Here is a 16,098-nt window from a genome sequence, read left to right on the forward strand (position 1 = left end):
CACATGGTCCCACCATCCTGCGCCCCGGGTGACCGCTCTCCGCGACCGGGGGGTTCGGGATGGGCGACCGGTAACCCCCAGATAACCGCGAAATTCGGGCAATTGGGCTCGTGTGGGCTCCGGTGCGTCTAGTCCGCGGTGACGTTTGCCACCCCGTCCGCCACCCCGTCCGCCACTCCATCCACCACTCCGTCCGCCGCCGCGACCGCCACCCCGCCCAGCACCCGGTCCACCAGCTCGTCCGTATAACGGTGCGTCAGCGGCGCCGTCCGCAGCAGCCACCGGTACGTCAGCGGACCGAGCAGCATCTCCACCGTCAGTCGCAGGTCCGCGTCCGGCACGAGCAGGCCGGCCTCCCTCGCCGTGCGCAACCGCGCCTCGTACAGGGCGAGCTGCGGCTCCAGCAGCTGCTCGCGGAAGCGGGCTCCCAGTTCGGGGTCGGCGGCCCCCGCGGCCGTCAGGGCGCGTGCCGGGGCCGCGTACTTCTCGTCGTTCAGCTCGTCCACCGTCGCCCGCAGGACGTATTTCAGGTCGGCCGCGAGATCGCCCGTGTCCGGGAAGCCGGTCCACTCGGCCGCCGTCTCCGCGTCCCCGGCGAGCGTGAGGGAGGCCTCGAGGAGGACGTCGGCCTTCGACGGCCACCACCGGTAGATGGTCTGCTTGCCGACCCCGGCGCGTCCCGCGATGGCTTCGATCGTCAGCTTGTTGTAGCCGACCTCTCCCACGAGGGCGAGCGCGGCGTCGAGGATGGCCCGCCGGGAGCGGTCGCTGCGGCGGGTGGCGTCGGGGGTCTTGGGCATGCCGCCAAACTATCAACCGAGACGTCTCGTCTTCCCCTGGTCTTCCCCTGGTCTTCCTCTGGTCCCGTAAACCACCCAATCAGTTCACTGCGCTGTCCCGCTTGAGGAGAGACGATTCTCTCCACTACTCGTCGTGAGTCGTGTAAGTCGTGAGGAGCCTTCTTTGCGCAGAGACGCCACACCCCGGCGCTACCTGATGTGCCCACCCGCGCACTTCAAGGTCACGTACTCCATCAATCCGTGGATGGACCCCACGAAACCGGTGGACCTGCCCCTCGCACTCACCCAGTGGGAGGACCTCAGGGACCGCTACCGCTCCCTCGGTCACACCGTCGAGACCCTCGTACCGGATCCCGCGCTGCCCGACATGGTCTTCGCGGCCAACGGGGCCCTGGTCGTCGACGGCCGGGTGCTCGGTGCCCGGTTCGCCTATCCGGAACGCGCCCCCGAGGCCGAGATCCACCTCGACTGGTTCCGCGCACACGGCTACCAGGACGTCCACGAACCGTCCCACGTCAACGAGGGCGAGGGGGACTTCGCCGTCACCGCCAGCTACCTCCTGGCCGGCCGCGGTTTCCGCTCCAGCCCGCTCTCGCACGACGAGGCCCAGGAGTTCTTCGGCCGCCCGGTCATCGGCCTCGACCTGGTGGACCCGCGGTACTACCACCTGGACACGGCGCTCAGCGTCCTCGACGGCGACGAGGTCATGTACTACCCCGGCGCCTTCTCGGCGGGCAGCCAGGCCGTGCTCCGCCGGCTCTTCCCGGACGCGCTGCTCGCCGACGCCGAGGACGCGGCGGCGCTGGGGCTGAACGCGGTCTCGGACGGCCGGCACGTGCTGCTGCCGCAGGGGGCGACCGGGTTGCTGGCGCCGTTGCGCGACCGCGGGTTCGAGCCGATCCCGATGGACCTGGGGGAGCTGCTCAAGGGCGGCGGCAGCGTGAAGTGCTGTACGCAGGAGCTGCGGCCCTAGCGGCCCTGGCGGCCTGGCGGACCTGGCAGCGGCTCTACCGGTCCCCGGCCGTCGTGGCCGGCGGCCAGTCCTGGCCCCAGTCGGCGTCCCGCGCCGCCTTGTAGAGGTCACCGTGGCGCTTGGTCACGGTGGCCCGGGTCAGGCCTGACGCGTCCCCGTCCCGGGGACCGCACAGGTCCAGCAGGACGAGACCCTTCCGGATCTGCGGCTTCCGCGTGATCCGGAAGGGGGCCGGCCGGGCCGGGAAGCGGGTCGCGGCGACGTAGCTGAACTTCTCGTCCTCGTAGGGGAGGGAGCCGCCCTTGACCTGGCGGTGCAGGGAGGAACGGCTGACGCGCGCCGAGAAGTGGCACCAGTCCCGGCCGACCTCGATCGGGCAGGTCCCGTCGTGCGGGCAGGGGGCGGCCACGTGCAGCCCGGCCGCGATCAGCTGGTCGCGGGCCTCGCGGATGCGGAGGTAGCCCTCCGGGGTGCCGGGTTCGATCAGCACCACGGCCCGGCCCGCGCGGGCCGCCTCGGCGACGACGGCCGTGCGGGCGTCGGGCGTCAGCTCTCCCAGTACGTACGAAACGGTCACCAGGTCGGCGTCGGGCAGGGACAGCCCGGAGCCGATGACCGCCCGCCGCCAGTCCGCTGCCCGGAGCGCGGGCGAGCCGGAGGCCGCCGCCAGCTCCTTGCCGAGGGCCAGTGCGGGCTCCGCCCAGTCGAGGACCGTGGTCGTGCGGGGGCCGTCCCAGGTGGCGTCCACCGCCCAGGTCGCGGCGCCGGTGCCGCCGCCGACGTCCACGTGCGAGGCGGGGGCCCAGTCCGGGGCGGCCTCCGCGAGGGCGTCGAGGGCGGCCTGGACCGCCTCGAAGGTGGCGGGCATGCGGTATGCGGCGTACGCCGCCACGTCCGAGCGGTCGCGCAGGACGGGGGCGTCGGTGGGGGTCTGCCCCCGGTAGCTGGCGATGAGCCGCTCGACGGCGGCGGAGGCCTGCTTCGGCGGGAGCCCTTCGAGCAACCCCGCGAGGGCGCTGCGGAGGGTCTCGGCGGTGGTGGGGGCGGAGGCGTTCACCACCGAAGTTTACGGCGCCCCTGTCCCCCTGTGGCCCCCGGCCGAGTGCGCGGGCGCGGGCTGAGGACCGGGGCTCCGCCCCGCGCCCCGCGCCTCAAACGCCGGCGGGGCTGGATGTGGCTCGTGCCCCATACGCGGGCGCGGCTCCCGGGTGGGGACGGCATCAGGGAAAACCAGCCTCGCCGGCGTTTGAGGCGCGGGGGCCCGGGGGCGGAGCCCCCGGCAGCGGCGCCGCACCTGTGGCTCGGCGGGGGCCCCGGGCATGGCGCCGCAGCGATGGCCGGCCGGGAGTCCGATGACGGCGCCGCGCCGGGCGGCCGGGAGCCCGAGGGCGGCGCCGTGCCCATGGCTGGGCGGGGGGCCCGGTGGCGGCGCCGCGTCCATGGCTGGGCCGGGGGCCCGGTGGCGGCGCCGCGCGGGTCGGCTAGGCCGGGGTTTCGCGGGGGTGCCAGGGGCGGCACATGGTGAGGAAGCAGGTGGCCGACAGGGCGGCGCACGTGACCTGGACCAGGGCCATCGGGACGGCGGTGGCCTCGCCCGCGATGCCGACCAGCGGGGACGCGACGGCACCGATCAGGAAGGACGACGTGCCGAGCAGCGCCGACGCCGAACCCGCCGCGTGCGGGGTCCGCATCAGGGCCTGTGCGTTGGTGTTCGGCAGGACCAGGCCCATCGCCGACATCAGGACGAACAGCGCGGCCGCGACCGGCGCCAGCCCGACCTCCCCGAACACCCCGGTCGACATCAGCAGCAGGGACACCGACGCCAGCGCGATGACGCCGAGTCCGACGGCCAGCGCCTTGTCAAGGCTGACCCGGCCGACCAGCAGCTTGCCGTTGATCTGCCCGACGGCGATCAGGCCGACGGAGTTGACCCCGAAGAGCAGGCTGAAGGCCTGGGGCGAAGCACCGTAGATCTCCTGCACCACGAAGGGCGACGCGGAGATGTACGAGAAGAGCACGGCGAAGGCGAAACCGCCGGCCAGCGTGTAGCCGGCGAAGACCCGGTCGCCGAGCAGACCGCGCATGGTCCGCAGTGTGGAGCCGAGGCCGCCGGTGTGCCGGCGCTCGGGCGGCAGGGTCTCGCCGAGGCCGCGCCAGACCATCAGGGTGAGCGCGGTGCCGATGGCGGTCAGGATGACGAAGACGCCCCGCCAGTCGGCGAAGCGCAGCACCTGCCCGCCGATGAGGGGGGCGATGATCGGGGCGGTCCCCGATATCAGCATCAGGGTGGAGAAGAACTTCGCCATCTCGACGCCGTCGTACAGGTCGCGCACGACGGCCCGTGCGATGACGATCGCGGCCGCCCCTGCCAGGCCCTGTACGAGCCGGAAGGCGATCAGCAGCTCGGCGGTCGGGGCGAGGGCGCAGACGGCGGTGGCGAGGACGTACACGATCATGCCGGTGAGCAGCGGCCGGCGGCGGCCCCACTTGTCGCTCATCGGGCCGATGACCAGCTGGCCCAGCGCCATGCCGGCGAGGCAGGCGGTGAGGGTGAGCTGGACGGTCGCGGCCGGGCTGCGCAGGGCGGCGGTGACCTCCGGCAGGGCCGGGAGGTACATGTCCATGGACAGCGGGGGCAGGGCGGTGAGGCCCCCGAGTATGAAGGTGACGAGGAGGGCGGTGCGGCGGGCCGCGGCCTTCACGGGGCCGGTGCCGTCGGCGGCCGTGTCGGTGGCCCTGTCGCCGGCCGTGTCGGCGGGTGCGGGGGCGGGTGCGGGTGCGGAGGGCGATTCGGGTGACGGCTCGGTCGCCTCGGCTGAGCGGGCCGTCGCGGGGGCTCTCTCCGGCATGCGGAACTCCAGTCCTCTGATCTGCTGCGTGCACCCCTGACCGGACCATGCTCTCAGCTATCGGAACGTCCCGGGGCCGCAGCCCGGTGTGACGTACCCTGCGGCCCCATGAACGCAAGTGCCAAGAAGATCGCCGTGGTGACCGGGGCCGGCTCCGGAATCGGCCGTTCCGTCGCGCTGACGCTGGCCGCCGCCGGCTGGGCCGTGGCCGTCGCGGGCCGCCGGACCGAACCGCTGGAGGAGACGGCCGAGGCGGCCGGGGCCGACGCGGACGTGCTGTGCGTACGGACGGACGTGAGCGATCCGGACGACGTGACTGCTCTGTTCGAGGCGGTCCGCGCGCGCTACGGGCGCCTCGACCTGCTCTTCAACAACGCGGGCACCTTCGGCCCGGGCGGGGTCCCGCTGGAGGACATCAGCTACGAGGCCTGGCGCTCCGTCGTGGACGTCAACCTCACCGGCTCCTTCCTGTGCGCGCAGGCCGCCTTCCGCCAGATGAAGCACCAGGACCCGCAGGGCGGCCGGATCATCAACAACGGCTCCATCTCCGCGCACGTGCCGCGCCCGAACTCCATCGCCTACACCGCGACCAAGCACGCCATGACGGGCCTGACCAAGTCGCTGTCGCTCGACGGGCGTCCGTACCGCATCGCCTGCGGGCAGATCGACATCGGCAACGCGGCGACCGAGATGACCGAGCGGATGCAGACCGGCATCCTGCAGGCCAACGGGCAGCTCGCGGTCGAACCGGTGATGGACGCCGCCGACGTGGCCCGCACGGTGCTGCACATGGCGGAGCTGCCGCTGGAGGCGAACGTGCAGTTCGCCACGGTGATGGCGACCTCCATGCCGTACATCGGACGCGGCTAGGGAGTGTCTTGGGGTGTCTCCCGGCCGGCCCGGACGGGGCTGGCCCTCGCCCGGGCCGCTGGGTGATCATGGCCGCATGACCGATACCACGGACACCGAAGTACTGCGCTACACCGCCTTCTCCGAGGACCCCGAAGGCGGCAACCCCGCCGGGGTCGTCCTGGACGCCGCCGGGCTGGACGACGGCGCGATGCTGGAGATCGCCGCCGGACTGGGCTACAGCGAGACGGCCTTCCTGACCGCCCCGCCCGAGGGGCTCGGCGGCCTGCCCGGCCGGTCGTTCACCGTGCGGTACTTCAGCCCGAAGGCGGAGGTCCCCTTCTGCGGGCACGCCACGGTGGCCACCGCCGTGGCGCTCGGGGAGCGGATCGGCCCCGGCGAGCTGGTCCTCGCGACCCGCGCGGGGACCGTCCCGGTGTCGGTGACCGCGTCGGACGCGGGCTTCCGGGCCACCCTGACCAGCGTCGAGCCGCACACCGAGGAGATCGGCGCGGCCGACCTCGCCGAGGCGCTGGCCGCGCTGGACTGGCCGGAGGCGGACCTGGACCCGTCGTTCCCGCCCCGGATCGCCTACGCCGGCGCACGGCACCTGGTGCTCGGCGCCGCCACCCGGGCCCGGCTCGCGGACCTCGCCTACGACTTCGCCCGGCTGGAGGCCCTGATGCGGCGCCTGGACCTCACCACGGTCCAGCTGGTGCACCGGGCGGGCCCGGCCGAGTTCCACGTACGGGACCCCTTCCCGGTCGGCGGGGTCGTCGAGGATCCCGCCACCGGAGCCGCCGCTGCCGCCTTCGGCGCGTACGCCCGCGAGCTCGGACTGGTCCCGGAGGACGCCGTGCTCACCCTCCACCAGGGCGAGGACATGGGCCGGCCGGGGGTGCTCACGGTGGAACTGCGCGCCGGTGACCCCCGGGTCAGGGTCGGCGGGGCGGGAGTACGGATCCCGTGAGCGGGTGCGGCGCCGCCGGGGCCCTGCCCCGGACCCCGCTCCTCGACGCACGGTGGGGCTGATGTGGCGCGGCTCGAAGACGCGGGGCGGAGTCCCGGGGTGAATCCGGATCCGGTGGTGCTCGGGTGTGCGGAGGCCGACGTGCCCGCGGCACTGGCCCGGCAGGTCGCGGACCTGGAGGCCGCCGCCTGGCCGGGTTCCACGCCGGGCCACGATCCCGCGCTCGTCCCGCGCGCGCTGCTGCTCGTGGACGGCGACGGCACGGTGGCCGCCTCACTGGCGCTGCTGTACAAGGAGATCGGCCTCGCGGGGCGGACGTACCGGGCGGCCGGGCTCAGCGCGGTCGTGACGCGGGCCGCGCTGCGCGGGCGGGGGATCGGCGGCCGGCTGGTGGCGGCGGCCCGCGCCGAGCTGGCGGCGGATCGGGCCGTGGACCTGGCGCTGTTCAGCTGCGACCGGCCGCTGGCGCCGTTCTACGAGGCGGCCGGGTTCACGGCGCTGCCCGGCACGGTCCTGGTCGGCGGGACGCCCGAGCGGCCGCTGGCCACCGACGAGCCGGGCTTCGACAAGACGGTCCTGGCGGCCTTCTTCACGGACGATCCGGACCGGGACCGGGCAGCCTTCACCGGCGTCCGCGTCCCGCTCCACCCCGGAAACACCGACAGGCTGTGGTGACCGGCGGGAAAGCCGGCCACCACAGCCCGTCGCAGGGCTGCCGCGTCAGCCGCTGCTGACGGGGGTGGTGTCGGAGGACTGCTTCTTGTCCGCCGGACGGCTCTGGTCCACCAGGAACAGCGCCAGCACCGGCACCAGGTACAGCGCCCACACCGACAGCTGGAGCACGGTCGGGTCCGGCTGGAAGTTGAAGACGCCCTTGAGCAGGGTGCCGTACCAGCTGTCCGGCGGGACGACCGCGCTGATGTCGAAGGCCCTGTCGTTCAGGCCGCCGAGGAAGCGGGCCTCCTGGAGGTCGTGGACCCCGTACGCGAGCACGCCCGCGGCCACGACGACCAGCATGCCGCCGGTCCAGCGGAAGAACTTCGCCAGGTTGATCTTCAGGGCGCCGCGGTAGAAGAGGTACCCCAGCACGATCGCCGTCGCGATGCCCAGCAGCACCCCGATCAGCGGCGCCGAGGAACCCTCGCCGCTGGCCCGTACGGACGCCCACACGAACAGGGCGGTCTCCAGGCCTTCCCGGCCGACGGCCAGGAAGGCGGTGGCGACCAGCGCGCCGGTGCCCATGGCGAGCGCCGTGTCGAGCTTGCCGTGCAGTTCGGCCTTCAGGTGCCGCGCGGTGCGCTTCATCCAGAAGACCATCCACGTCACCAGACCCACCGAGACGATCGACAGGCTGCCGCCCAGCAGCTCCTGAGCCTCGAAGGTCAGCTCCTGGGTGCCGAATTCGAGCATGGCGCCGAACGCGAGCGACAGCCCGCAGGCGATCCCGATGCCGAGCCACACGGGACGCAGGGCGTCCCGGCGCTCGGTCTTGACCAGGTACGCGACGAGGATGCAGACGACCAGGCTGGCCTCCAGCCCCTCGCGCAGGCCGATCAGATAGTTGCCGAACACGGCGTTTGTTCCTCTCCGGCGGGGACTAGGCGAACAGCGTCCGGCCCCACCAGTCGTCCTTGTCGCGGACGCCCGGCGGGACGGCGAAGATCGCCGAACCCACGTGCTGGATGTATTCGTTGAGGACGTCGGACTTCGCCAGGTTGCGCTGGATGGGGATGAATCCCTTGCGGACGTCGCGCTGGTAGGCGAGGAAGAACAGGCCCGCGTCGAGGCGGCCCAGACCGTCCGTGCCGTCCGTGAAGGAGTAGCCGCGGCGCAGGATGGTCGCACCGTTGTTGGTGTCCGGGTGCGCGAGGCGGACGTGCGCCTCGGGCTTCATCGCCTTCAGGAACGGCTCGTCGCGCTCCTTGGACTTGCCGACGGGGGCACCCTCGCCCTTGTCGCGGCCGAAGATGTCCTCCTGCTCCTGCAGGGGGGTGCGGTCCCAGATCTCGATGTTCATCCGGATGCGGCGGGCCACCAGGTAGGAGCCGCCGGTCATCCAGTCGCTGCCGTCGCCGGGGCCGACCCACACGTGCTTGTCCAGGGCCGCCTTGTCGGTGCCCGAGATGTTCCGGGTGCCGTCCTTGAAGCCCATCATGTTGCGCGGGGTCTGCTCGTCGGGCGTGGTCGAGGAGGTCTTGCCGAAGCCCAGCTGCGACCAGCGCACCACGGTCTTGCCGAAGCCGATGCGGGCCAGCTGGCGGATCGCGTGCACGGCGACCTGGGGGTCGTCGGCGCAGGCCTGGACGCAGAGGTCGCCGCCGGAGCGGGCCGGGTCCAGGTTGTCACCGGGGAACAGCTCCAGGTCGACCAGGGCCTCGGGGCGCTTGCCCTCCAGACCGAACCGGTTCTTGGCGAACAGGCCCGGACCGAAACCGATGGTCAGGGTGAGGCGGGAGGCCTTCAGGCCGAGGGCCTCGCCGGTGTCGGTGGGCGGGGCCTCCGGCAGGCCCTCGTACACGTCGCCGACCGGCAGGCCGGCCGTCATCAGGCGGGCGGCCTCGGTCCACTCCTTGAGGAGCTTGACCAGCTCCTCGCGGCTGTTCGTCTTCACGTCGAAGGCCGCGAAGTGCAGGCGGTCCTGCACGGCGCTCGCGATACCGGCCTGGTGCTCCCCGTGGAACGGCACGGCCGCCCCGGCGGAGGCCGCCGAGACCATGTCCGAGCCGTTGCCCAGTGCGGCCACCGCACCGCCGGCCGCGGCCGCGCCGAGCGCGAGCCCGGCGCCGCCCCAGCCCAGCACGGCGCGCCGGGAGGGCGCGCCGGCGCCGTTCTGCTCTTCCGCCTGCGGCTGCTGCTGCGCCGCCGGCTCCGACCCGGATTCGGTCATCGTGGTCTCCCGCCTCCTTCGATCTCGACCGTGCTGTTACTTGGTGACCGCGGCGGCGAGCTTGGAGAGCGGCTCACCGAGGGCGCTGACGGCGTCCGAGAGCTCCTTGCGCTCCGCGTCGCCGACCTTGTCGTACGCGGTGAACTCGTAGGAGGTCTTGTCGGCGCGGTACTTGTCCAGCAGCCCGTTCATCGCGGCGAACTGGGTGTCCAGCTGCTTGGCGAGCTCCGGGTCGTTCTTCGCGGCGATCGGCTTGAGCAGCTCGTACGCCTTCTGCGCGCCCTCGATGTTGGCCTTGAAGTCGACGAGGTCGGTGCGGGAGTAGCGCTCCTCCTCACCCGTGACCTTGCCGGTGGCGACCTCGTCGAGGAGCTCCTTGGCGCCGTTGGCCATCGAGGAGGGGCTGATCTCCGCCGTGCCGACCTTCTTCTGCCAGTCGGTCAGGTCCGCGATCAGGGTGTCGGCGAGCTTCTTGTCGTTGTCGTCGATCTTGTTGTCGGCCCACAGGGACTTCTCCAGGCGGTGCCAGCCCGTCCAGTCCTTCGCCGGGTCCTGGCCGGCCTCCAGGCCGTCCTCGCGGACGTCGACCTTCGGGTCGATGTCGCCGAAGGACTCGGCGACCGGCTCGGTGCGCTCCCAGCCGATGCGGGAGGGGGCGTACAGCTTCTTCGCGGTCTCGATGTCACCGGCCTTGACGGCGTCGGCGAAGGCCTGCGCCTTGGGGAGGGTCTCCTCGGCCTGGGCGACCACGTAGGCGCGGTAGGCGGCGACCGCGGCGTCGGCCTCGGGGCTGCGCTTCTCCTCGGCGGCGCCCTTGCCGGTGGCCTTGACCTTCTGGGAGATGCCGTCGCCCTTCATGCCGGGCTTGCAGACGATCTCGTACTCGCCCGCCTTGATCTCGGCGGTGATGGAGGCCTTGGTGCCGGGGCCGATGTTCTCGCGCTCGGTCACGATGCGGGCGTCCGGGAACAGGACGTAGACCTCGGTGACCTTGGAGCCCTTGTTCTCGACGTCGATCTGCACCTTGCCCGCAGGGAACTCGGTCTTCGACACCTCGCAGGCGCTGTCGGAGGCCGCGACCTTGATCGCGCCGTCGCCGCCCGCGTCGCTCTTCTGGGAGCAGCCGGTGACGGCGGTCAGAGCCGCCGCGACGGAGGCGGCGGCGATGACGGAGAGGCGGGCGGGGCGCATGCGGGCTCCTGGGCGTCGGACGAATCGGGCCCGTCCCAGGGGGGAGGGCCGGTGAGGCGGACCTAACTTAACCGAGGCTTACCTGACCCATACCCACTCGTCCAGTGATTCAGCTCTCACCTTGTGCCGGTGGACACGGCGCTGTCACGGGCCCTTCACGGCCACCCCATGGAAGGGTCAAGCGGAGGTCAAGCCGGAGTGACCGTTCCGTACTGCGGGACGGGCTTCACCGCGTATCGGAAGGACAAGCGGAACCCCGGTTCGCGCATGCGGCTGGAGCTCCACCGGCTCCCGGCGGACGCGGCCCGGCGGGGCTCCCCCGAACGCCTCGGCCGGCCCTGCGCCGAGCCGTGCTTGAATGCCCGGGTGAACGATCTCGACGTCCTGAAGGTCTTCTGCGCGGCCGACGGCCGGTTCGGCAACCTGCTCGGTGTCGTACGCGACGGCCGCACCTGCCCCGACGACGCCTCGCGGCAGGCGCTGGCGGCCGAACTGGGCTACAGCGAGACCGTCTTCGTCGACGACCCCGAGCGCGGGATCGTCGACATCCGCACCCCCGGCACGCGGATGGCCTTCGCCGGGCACCCGCTGGTCGGGCTCGCCTGGCTGCTGGACATCGAGCAGCTCCAGCCGCCGGCCGGATCCGTATGGGCCCGTGACGACGGGGAGTTCACGTGGATCACGGCCCGCGCCGAGTGGGTGGAGGGCAAGCGCACCGAGCAGTACGGGTCCGTCGCCGAGGTCGAGGCGCTGCCCGCCCCGCCGCCGGGCGAGGGCTGGCTGTACGCCTGGGCCTGGGAGGACGAGGCCGCGGGCCGGATCCGGGCCCGCGGTTTTCCGCGCCGTGCCGACGGGGTGATCGCGGAGGACGAGGCCACGGGCTCGGCGGCGCTCCTGCTGACCGCCCAGCTGAACCGCGCCCTGAACATCACCCAGGGCGCCGGGTCCCAGATCCTCACGGCTCCCGGCCCCGACGGCACCGTCGAGATCGGCGGCCGCGTCCGCTTCGCCGCGCCCGCGTAGGGGCCGATCCGCAAGCCCAGCCTGCTCTACGCGCTGAGCCGGAAATGCTCGCCCAGCTCGCGGAAGACCGCGCCGTTGAAGTCGAAGGCGCGCTTGCACTCGTCGATGATGCGCTGCTTCTCCAGGTCGTCCGCGGCGATCGCGTCGAGCAGCTCCCGGTAGGTCCGCTTGAAGGCGGCGGGGTTGGAGATGTCCGCGAAGACGTAGAAGCGGACGCCGTCGCCCTTGCGCGCGAAGCCCCACGTCCGCTCCGCCTTGTCGCGGATGATCTGGCCGCCGGACAGGTCGCCCAGGTAGCGCGTGTAGTGGTGGGCGACGTACCCGCCCGGCCACTCGGCCGCGCACCGGGCCACCCGCGCGGCGTACGCCTCGGTGGCGGGCAGCGCCGACACGCTTGCGCGCCACTCGGGCCCCAGCAGGTGCGCCAGGTCCCGCTCGAGCTCGGCGACGCGCATCAGCTCGGGACGGATGAAGGGGCCGGCGACCGGATCGTCCTTCAGGGACTCGGCCGCGTCCTCCAGGGCCCGGTACACGAACCACAGCTGCTCGGTGTAGCGCGCGTACGCGTCCACGCCGAGCCGCCCGCCCAGCAGGTCGCTCATGAAGGTCGACGTCTCCGCCTCGGTGTGCTGCTCGTGCGAAGCGACGCGAATGACCGTAGAGAAGGCGTCCAAGACGGACCTCCAGGAAGGGGGAACAGGCGTGGCAACCGTGCCGCCACACCCGATCCTCCTGCTTAGGCATGCCTAAGTCAACGTGTTCCCGACGGACTGTCGGTAAAAAAATCCTACGGCAGGGTCAGGATCTCCGCCCCGCTGTCCGTCACCACGAGCGTGTGCTCGAACTGCGCGGTCCGCTTGCGGTCCTTCGTGACGACCGTCCAGCCGTCCTCCCACATGTCGTACTCGTGGGTGCCCAGGGTCAGCATCGGCTCGATGGTGAAGGTCATCCCGGGCTCGATGACGGTGGTGGCGTGCGGGCTGTCGTAGTGCGGGATGATCAGGCCGGAGTGGAAGGACGAGTTGATGCCGTGGCCCGTGAAGTCCCGGACCACGCCGTAGCCGAAGCGCTTCGCGTACGACTCGATGACGCGGCCGATGACATTGATCTGGCGGCCCGGCTTGACGGCCTTGACGGCCCGGTTCAGCGCCTCGCGCGTCCGCTCCACCAGCAGCCGCGACTCCTCGTCGACGTCCCCGCACAGGTAGGTGGCGTTGTTGTCGCCGTGGACGCCGCCGATGTAGGCGGTCACGTCGAGGTTCACGATGTCGCCGTCGCGCAGGACGGTGGAGTCGGGGATGCCGTGGCAGATGACCTCGTTGACCGAGGAACACAGCGACTTGGGGAAGCCCCGGTAGCCCAGCGTCGACGGGTAGGCGCCGTGGTCGCACATGTACTCGTGCGCGACCCGGTCCAGCTCGTCGGTGGTCACCCCCGGGGCGATCAGCTTGGCGGCCTCTTCCATCGCCTGGGCGGCGATGCGGCCGGCGATGCGCATGGCCTCGATGGTCTCGGCCGACTGCACCTCCGGTCCGGTGTACGGCGTGGGCGCGGGCTTGCCCACGTACTCGGGCCGGCGGATGTTTCCGGGAACGGAACGGACGGGAGAAAGCTCGCCTGGTACGAGCAGCGACTGGCCAGACATGCAAGCGAGTGTATCCAGCGGGGATGGGGCAGCATGGCGGCAGAGAGCGGTATCGAGAGGAGCCCGACAGCGATGGCCCTGTTCAAGAAGCGCCAGGTGGGCAAACCCGGCGAGTGGTTCTACTGCCTGGTCCACAAGAAGGTCGAGGAAGGCCCCGAGTGCCCGGCGAAGGACCGTTTCGGCCCCTACGCGACGCCCGCGGAGGCGGCCCACGCCATGGAGACGGCGGAGGAACGCAACCTGGAATGGCAGAACGACCCGAAGTGGAACGACAAGACCCGCGAGGGCGAGGAAGGCACGACGCCGTAGGGACCTGCCGGTAACCACCGGCTCCGGGCTCCTACCAGCGACTGGGCGGCGGGGCGGTCAGCTGATCGGCCAGCCGCGCCAGCCGGTCCCGGAAGCGGCGCGGCCCGCGCTGCGCCGGCAGGCCGTTCTCCCCGGCCGCCGCACTGACCAGGTGCTGCACGGTGTCCAGATCCAGCTCGGCGGTTCCCTCCGCCACCGACAGCGCGTCGTGCGCGAGCGTCCGCAGATCCGGATCCCCGCCGTCCAGCGACAGTACGGTCGCTCCCGCGCGGCGGGCGTCGTGCACCCGCTCCAGCAGCCCCTCGCCCGGCTCCCGCGGAGCCACCACCAGGAGCGTGTGCCCGCGCCGGGCCGCCTCCAGCCTGCCCAGCCCCACCGACAGGTGCGGCGGCTCGCCGGCCAGCACCCGGTGGCGGACGAGCGTGGGCGCCAGCTCCGGCAGCCCCGACCAGGCGGCCTCGTCCACCAGGTGCGCCGCCAGATGCCAGGGCTCGTACTGCTCGGTCCCCACCAGCAGCAGGTTCCCGCCGGCCGGTACGACCGAGCGCCGCAGGGCCCCGGCGAACCGCCGCGCGGCGCCCGGCCACTGCGTACCGGCGAGGACCTCGCGCAGCAGCGCGACTCTCACGGCATCCATGACGGCATCCTGCCGTATGGGAGGGACCGTGGGGAGCGGTTCCCCCCGCCTCACCCCCGTTCGACTCTGCGGATCCCGGGGTTACCCTCGCCCCCATGACCTCCACAGACAGCACGCAGCAGCCCCCCGCCAAGGCACCGGCCAAGGACCCCTGGGACCTGCCCGACGTCTCCGGCCTCGTCGTCGGCGTCCTCGGCGGCACCGGCGACCAGGGGCGCGGCCTGGCCTACCGGCTCGCCCGCGCCGGACAGAAGGTGATCATCGGCTCCCGGGCCGCCGACCGCGCCCGGACGGCCGCGGAGGAACTGGGCCTCGGCGTGGAGGGCGCCGACAACGCCGAGTGCGCGCGCCGCAGCGACATCGTCATCATCGCGGTGCCGTGGGAGGGCCACGCCAAGACCCTCGAAGCGCTGCGCGAGGACCTCGCCGGCAAGCTCGTCGTGGACTGCGTGAACCCGCTGGGCTTCGACAAGCAGGGCGCCTACGCCCTCCGGGTCGAGGAGGGCAGCGCCGCCCAGCAGGCCGCCGCCCTGCTCCCGGACTCCCGCGTCACGGCGGCCTTCCACCACCTCTCGGCGGTCCTCCTCCAGGACGAGTCGGTCGACGAGATCGACACCGACGTGATGGTCCTCGGCGAAGCCCGCGCGGACACGGACATCGTCCAGGCCCTGGCCGCCCGCATCCCCGGCATGCGCGGAGTCTTCGCCGGCCGGCTGCGCAACGCCCACCAGGTCGAATCGCTGGTCGCCAACCTGATCTCGGCCAACCGCCGCTACAAGGCCCACGCGGGCCTGCGCGTCACGGACGTCTGAGTCCTCCGCCTTTACGGGAGCACTGCGGGGCATGGGGGACACTGGAGGGGCTCGACCCCGTTCCGTGTCCCCGAGGAGCTCTTCCCATGCCCCGCCTTGCCGTCTTCGCCGTTGTCGTCTGCGTTCTGGCGGTGGCCGCGGCCGTCGTCGCCTTCGTGCAGGGCAGCTTCCTCGGGATCGTGTGGGTGCTGCTGGCGGGCCTCACGTCCAACATGGCCTGGTACTACGCCCGCAAGGCGAAGGCTCAGAAGACCGCCGCCGGGCACGGCGCCGGCACCCCCTAGGGACCTAGGACTGCGGGACCGCGCAGAAGCCGTTGGTGTCCTGCCAGAAGCGGTAGAGGTCGCGGCCGCAGTATGTCTCCAGGTCGGACACGCCCAGGCCCGACAGCACCCCGCGCACCGCGTCGAAGAAGAACGCGTTCACCTCCGGGATCCACAGCAGCGCGAAGACCGCGATCAGGCCGAAGGGCGCCAGCGGCGCCACCTCGCGCCGCACCCGGTACGACAGCCAGGGCTCGATCACCCCGTAGCCGTCCAGGCCCGGTACCGGCAGGAAGTTCAGGATCGCCGCCGAGACCTGGAGCAGGGCGAGGAAGGCGAGCGCGAAGCGGAAGGCCTGGGGGACGCCGTCGAGGGCGTCCAGCCAGAACGGGGCCGTGCACACCACGGCGAAGGCCACGTTCGTCAGCGGACCCGCCGCCGAGATGAGGCTGTGCTTCCAGCGGCCCTGGATCCGGTCCCGCTCGATGTACACGGCGCCGCCGGGAAGGCCGAGACCGCCCAGGATCACGAAGATCACCGGCAGGATGATGCTGAGCAGCGCGTGCGTGTACTTGAGGGGGTTCAGCGTCAGGTAGCCCTTGGCGCCGACGGTGAGGTCGCCGCCGTGCAGGGCGGTGCGGGCGTGCGCGTACTCGTGGAGGCAGAGGGACACGATCCACGCCGCGGTCACGAAGAGGAACACCGCGAGCCCGGTGCTCGTCGAGTACCCCGTCCACACGGCCCAGCCGGTCACCGCCATGACGGCGACGATGCCGAGGAATACGGAACTGATCTGCCGCTCACCGCGGCTGCCCTGGTGACCCATGCGGCGAAACCTATCCCGCGCCGGGCGTCGTAAAGGGGGCGGGGTCAAGCACGGGTACCGGGGA

At 72.3% G+C, this 16,098-nt stretch carries 18 protein-coding genes; 8 read left to right on the forward strand and 10 right to left on the reverse strand.

Annotated elements, in window-relative coordinates; genetic code table 11:
- Positions 1-128 precede the first annotated feature (128 nt).
- On the reverse strand, positions 129-800 hold the full coding sequence (locus tag ACIP5M_RS22635) for a TetR/AcrR family transcriptional regulator (protein ID WP_401199716.1): 672 nt from the start codon (positions 798-800) through the stop codon (positions 129-131).
- Between the two features lie 133 nt (positions 801-933).
- Here ACIP5M_RS22635 and ddaH point away from each other — a divergent pair, with 133 nt between their 5' ends.
- Positions 934-1,773: a dimethylargininase gene (gene ddaH, locus ACIP5M_RS22640; RefSeq protein ID WP_401199718.1), complete on the forward strand. Its 840-nt coding sequence runs from the start codon at positions 934-936 to the stop codon at positions 1,771-1,773.
- A gap of 34 nt (positions 1,774-1,807) precedes the next feature.
- Here ddaH and ACIP5M_RS22645 read toward each other — a convergent pair whose 3' ends face one another.
- Together ACIP5M_RS22645 and ACIP5M_RS22650 are read right to left on the reverse strand one after the other, a co-directional pair.
- A complete protein-coding gene (locus ACIP5M_RS22645; RefSeq protein WP_401199720.1) occupies positions 1,808-2,830 on the reverse strand; it encodes a small ribosomal subunit Rsm22 family protein in 1,023 nt (340 codons plus the stop codon).
- Between the two features lie 424 nt (positions 2,831-3,254).
- A complete protein-coding gene (locus tag ACIP5M_RS22650) occupies positions 3,255-4,622 on the reverse strand; it encodes a multidrug effflux MFS transporter (protein ID WP_401199722.1) in 1,368 nt (455 codons plus the stop codon).
- A 108-nt stretch (positions 4,623-4,730) separates the two neighbouring features.
- Between ACIP5M_RS22650 and ACIP5M_RS22655 the strand changes: the two genes are divergently transcribed.
- From ACIP5M_RS22655 to ACIP5M_RS22665, 3 genes are all read left to right on the forward strand, one after another.
- The gene (locus ACIP5M_RS22655) at positions 4,731-5,492 is read left to right on the forward strand and encodes an SDR family oxidoreductase (RefSeq protein ID WP_401199723.1); all 762 of its coding nucleotides are present in this window, start codon (positions 4,731-4,733) and stop codon (positions 5,490-5,492) included.
- A 76-nt stretch (positions 5,493-5,568) separates the two neighbouring features.
- Positions 5,569-6,441 (forward strand): PhzF family phenazine biosynthesis protein, encoded by an 873-nt coding sequence (locus ACIP5M_RS22660; protein WP_401199725.1) that lies wholly within the window; start codon positions 5,569-5,571, stop codon positions 6,439-6,441.
- Positions 6,442-6,582: 141 nt separating this feature from the next.
- The gene (locus ACIP5M_RS22665) at positions 6,583-7,116 is read left to right on the forward strand and encodes a GNAT family N-acetyltransferase (protein WP_401199727.1); all 534 of its coding nucleotides are present in this window, start codon (positions 6,583-6,585) and stop codon (positions 7,114-7,116) included.
- Between the two features lie 45 nt (positions 7,117-7,161).
- Here ACIP5M_RS22665 and efeU read toward each other — a convergent pair whose 3' ends face one another.
- The 3 genes from efeU to efeO are packed head-to-tail and all read right to left on the reverse strand — an operon-like array spanning position 7,162 to position 10,519.
- Entirely contained in the window at positions 7,162-8,013 is an 852-nt protein-coding gene (gene efeU / locus ACIP5M_RS22670; RefSeq protein WP_401199729.1) for an iron uptake transporter permease EfeU, read from the reverse strand.
- Between the two features lie 25 nt (positions 8,014-8,038).
- Positions 8,039-9,328, reverse strand: a complete 1,290-nt coding sequence (efeB, locus tag ACIP5M_RS22675; protein WP_401199731.1) for an iron uptake transporter deferrochelatase/peroxidase subunit — start codon at positions 9,326-9,328, stop codon at positions 8,039-8,041.
- Positions 9,329-9,364: 36 nt separating this feature from the next.
- Positions 9,365-10,519 (reverse strand): iron uptake system protein EfeO, encoded by a 1,155-nt coding sequence (gene efeO, locus ACIP5M_RS22680; RefSeq protein ID WP_401199733.1) that lies wholly within the window; start codon positions 10,517-10,519, stop codon positions 9,365-9,367.
- Positions 10,520-10,885: 366 nt separating this feature from the next.
- On the opposite strand from efeO, the gene ACIP5M_RS22685 reads away from it, so the two are divergent.
- Positions 10,886-11,542 (forward strand): PhzF family phenazine biosynthesis protein, encoded by a 657-nt coding sequence (locus ACIP5M_RS22685; protein ID WP_401199735.1) that lies wholly within the window; start codon positions 10,886-10,888, stop codon positions 11,540-11,542.
- Between the two features lie 26 nt (positions 11,543-11,568).
- Here the strand turns inward: ACIP5M_RS22685 and ACIP5M_RS22690 are convergent, their stop codons facing one another.
- Together ACIP5M_RS22690 and map are read right to left on the reverse strand one after the other, a co-directional pair.
- A complete protein-coding gene (locus ACIP5M_RS22690; RefSeq protein ID WP_401199737.1) occupies positions 11,569-12,216 on the reverse strand; it encodes a heme oxygenase (biliverdin-producing) in 648 nt (215 codons plus the stop codon).
- 113 nt (positions 12,217-12,329) lie between these two features.
- Positions 12,330-13,187, reverse strand: coding sequence for a type I methionyl aminopeptidase (gene map, locus ACIP5M_RS22695; RefSeq protein WP_401199739.1), 858 nt, complete (start codon positions 13,185-13,187; stop codon positions 12,330-12,332).
- A gap of 72 nt (positions 13,188-13,259) precedes the next feature.
- Between map and ACIP5M_RS22700 the strand changes: the two genes are divergently transcribed.
- Positions 13,260-13,496 carry a hypothetical protein gene (locus ACIP5M_RS22700; RefSeq protein ID WP_401199741.1) on the forward strand — a complete coding sequence of 79 codons (237 nt, stop codon included), beginning with the start codon at positions 13,260-13,262 and terminating at the stop codon, positions 13,494-13,496.
- A 31-nt stretch (positions 13,497-13,527) separates the two neighbouring features.
- On the opposite strand, the gene ACIP5M_RS22705 is transcribed toward ACIP5M_RS22700, so the two are convergent.
- Complete coding sequence (locus ACIP5M_RS22705) at positions 13,528-14,133, reverse strand: hypothetical protein (RefSeq protein WP_401199743.1); 606 nt, start codon at positions 14,131-14,133, stop codon at positions 13,528-13,530.
- Positions 14,134-14,228: 95 nt separating this feature from the next.
- Between ACIP5M_RS22705 and npdG the strand changes: the two genes are divergently transcribed.
- Both npdG and ACIP5M_RS22715 read left to right on the forward strand, forming a co-directional pair.
- A complete protein-coding gene (npdG, locus tag ACIP5M_RS22710; RefSeq protein ID WP_401199745.1) occupies positions 14,229-14,945 on the forward strand; it encodes an NADPH-dependent F420 reductase in 717 nt (238 codons plus the stop codon).
- An 86-nt stretch (positions 14,946-15,031) separates the two neighbouring features.
- Positions 15,032-15,229, forward strand: coding sequence for a hypothetical protein (locus tag ACIP5M_RS22715; RefSeq protein ID WP_401199747.1), 198 nt, complete (start codon positions 15,032-15,034; stop codon positions 15,227-15,229).
- 4 nt (positions 15,230-15,233) lie between these two features.
- On the opposite strand, the gene ACIP5M_RS22720 is transcribed toward ACIP5M_RS22715, so the two are convergent.
- On the reverse strand, positions 15,234-16,034 hold the full coding sequence (locus ACIP5M_RS22720; protein ID WP_401199749.1) for a site-2 protease family protein: 801 nt from the start codon (positions 16,032-16,034) through the stop codon (positions 15,234-15,236).
- Positions 16,035-16,098 lie beyond the last annotated feature (64 nt).

Origin of the sequence: Streptomyces sp. NPDC088762 (genome assembly GCF_044750905.1) — a bacterium.
In the GTDB taxonomy this organism is placed as follows: domain Bacteria; phylum Actinomycetota; class Actinomycetes; order Streptomycetales; family Streptomycetaceae; genus Streptomyces.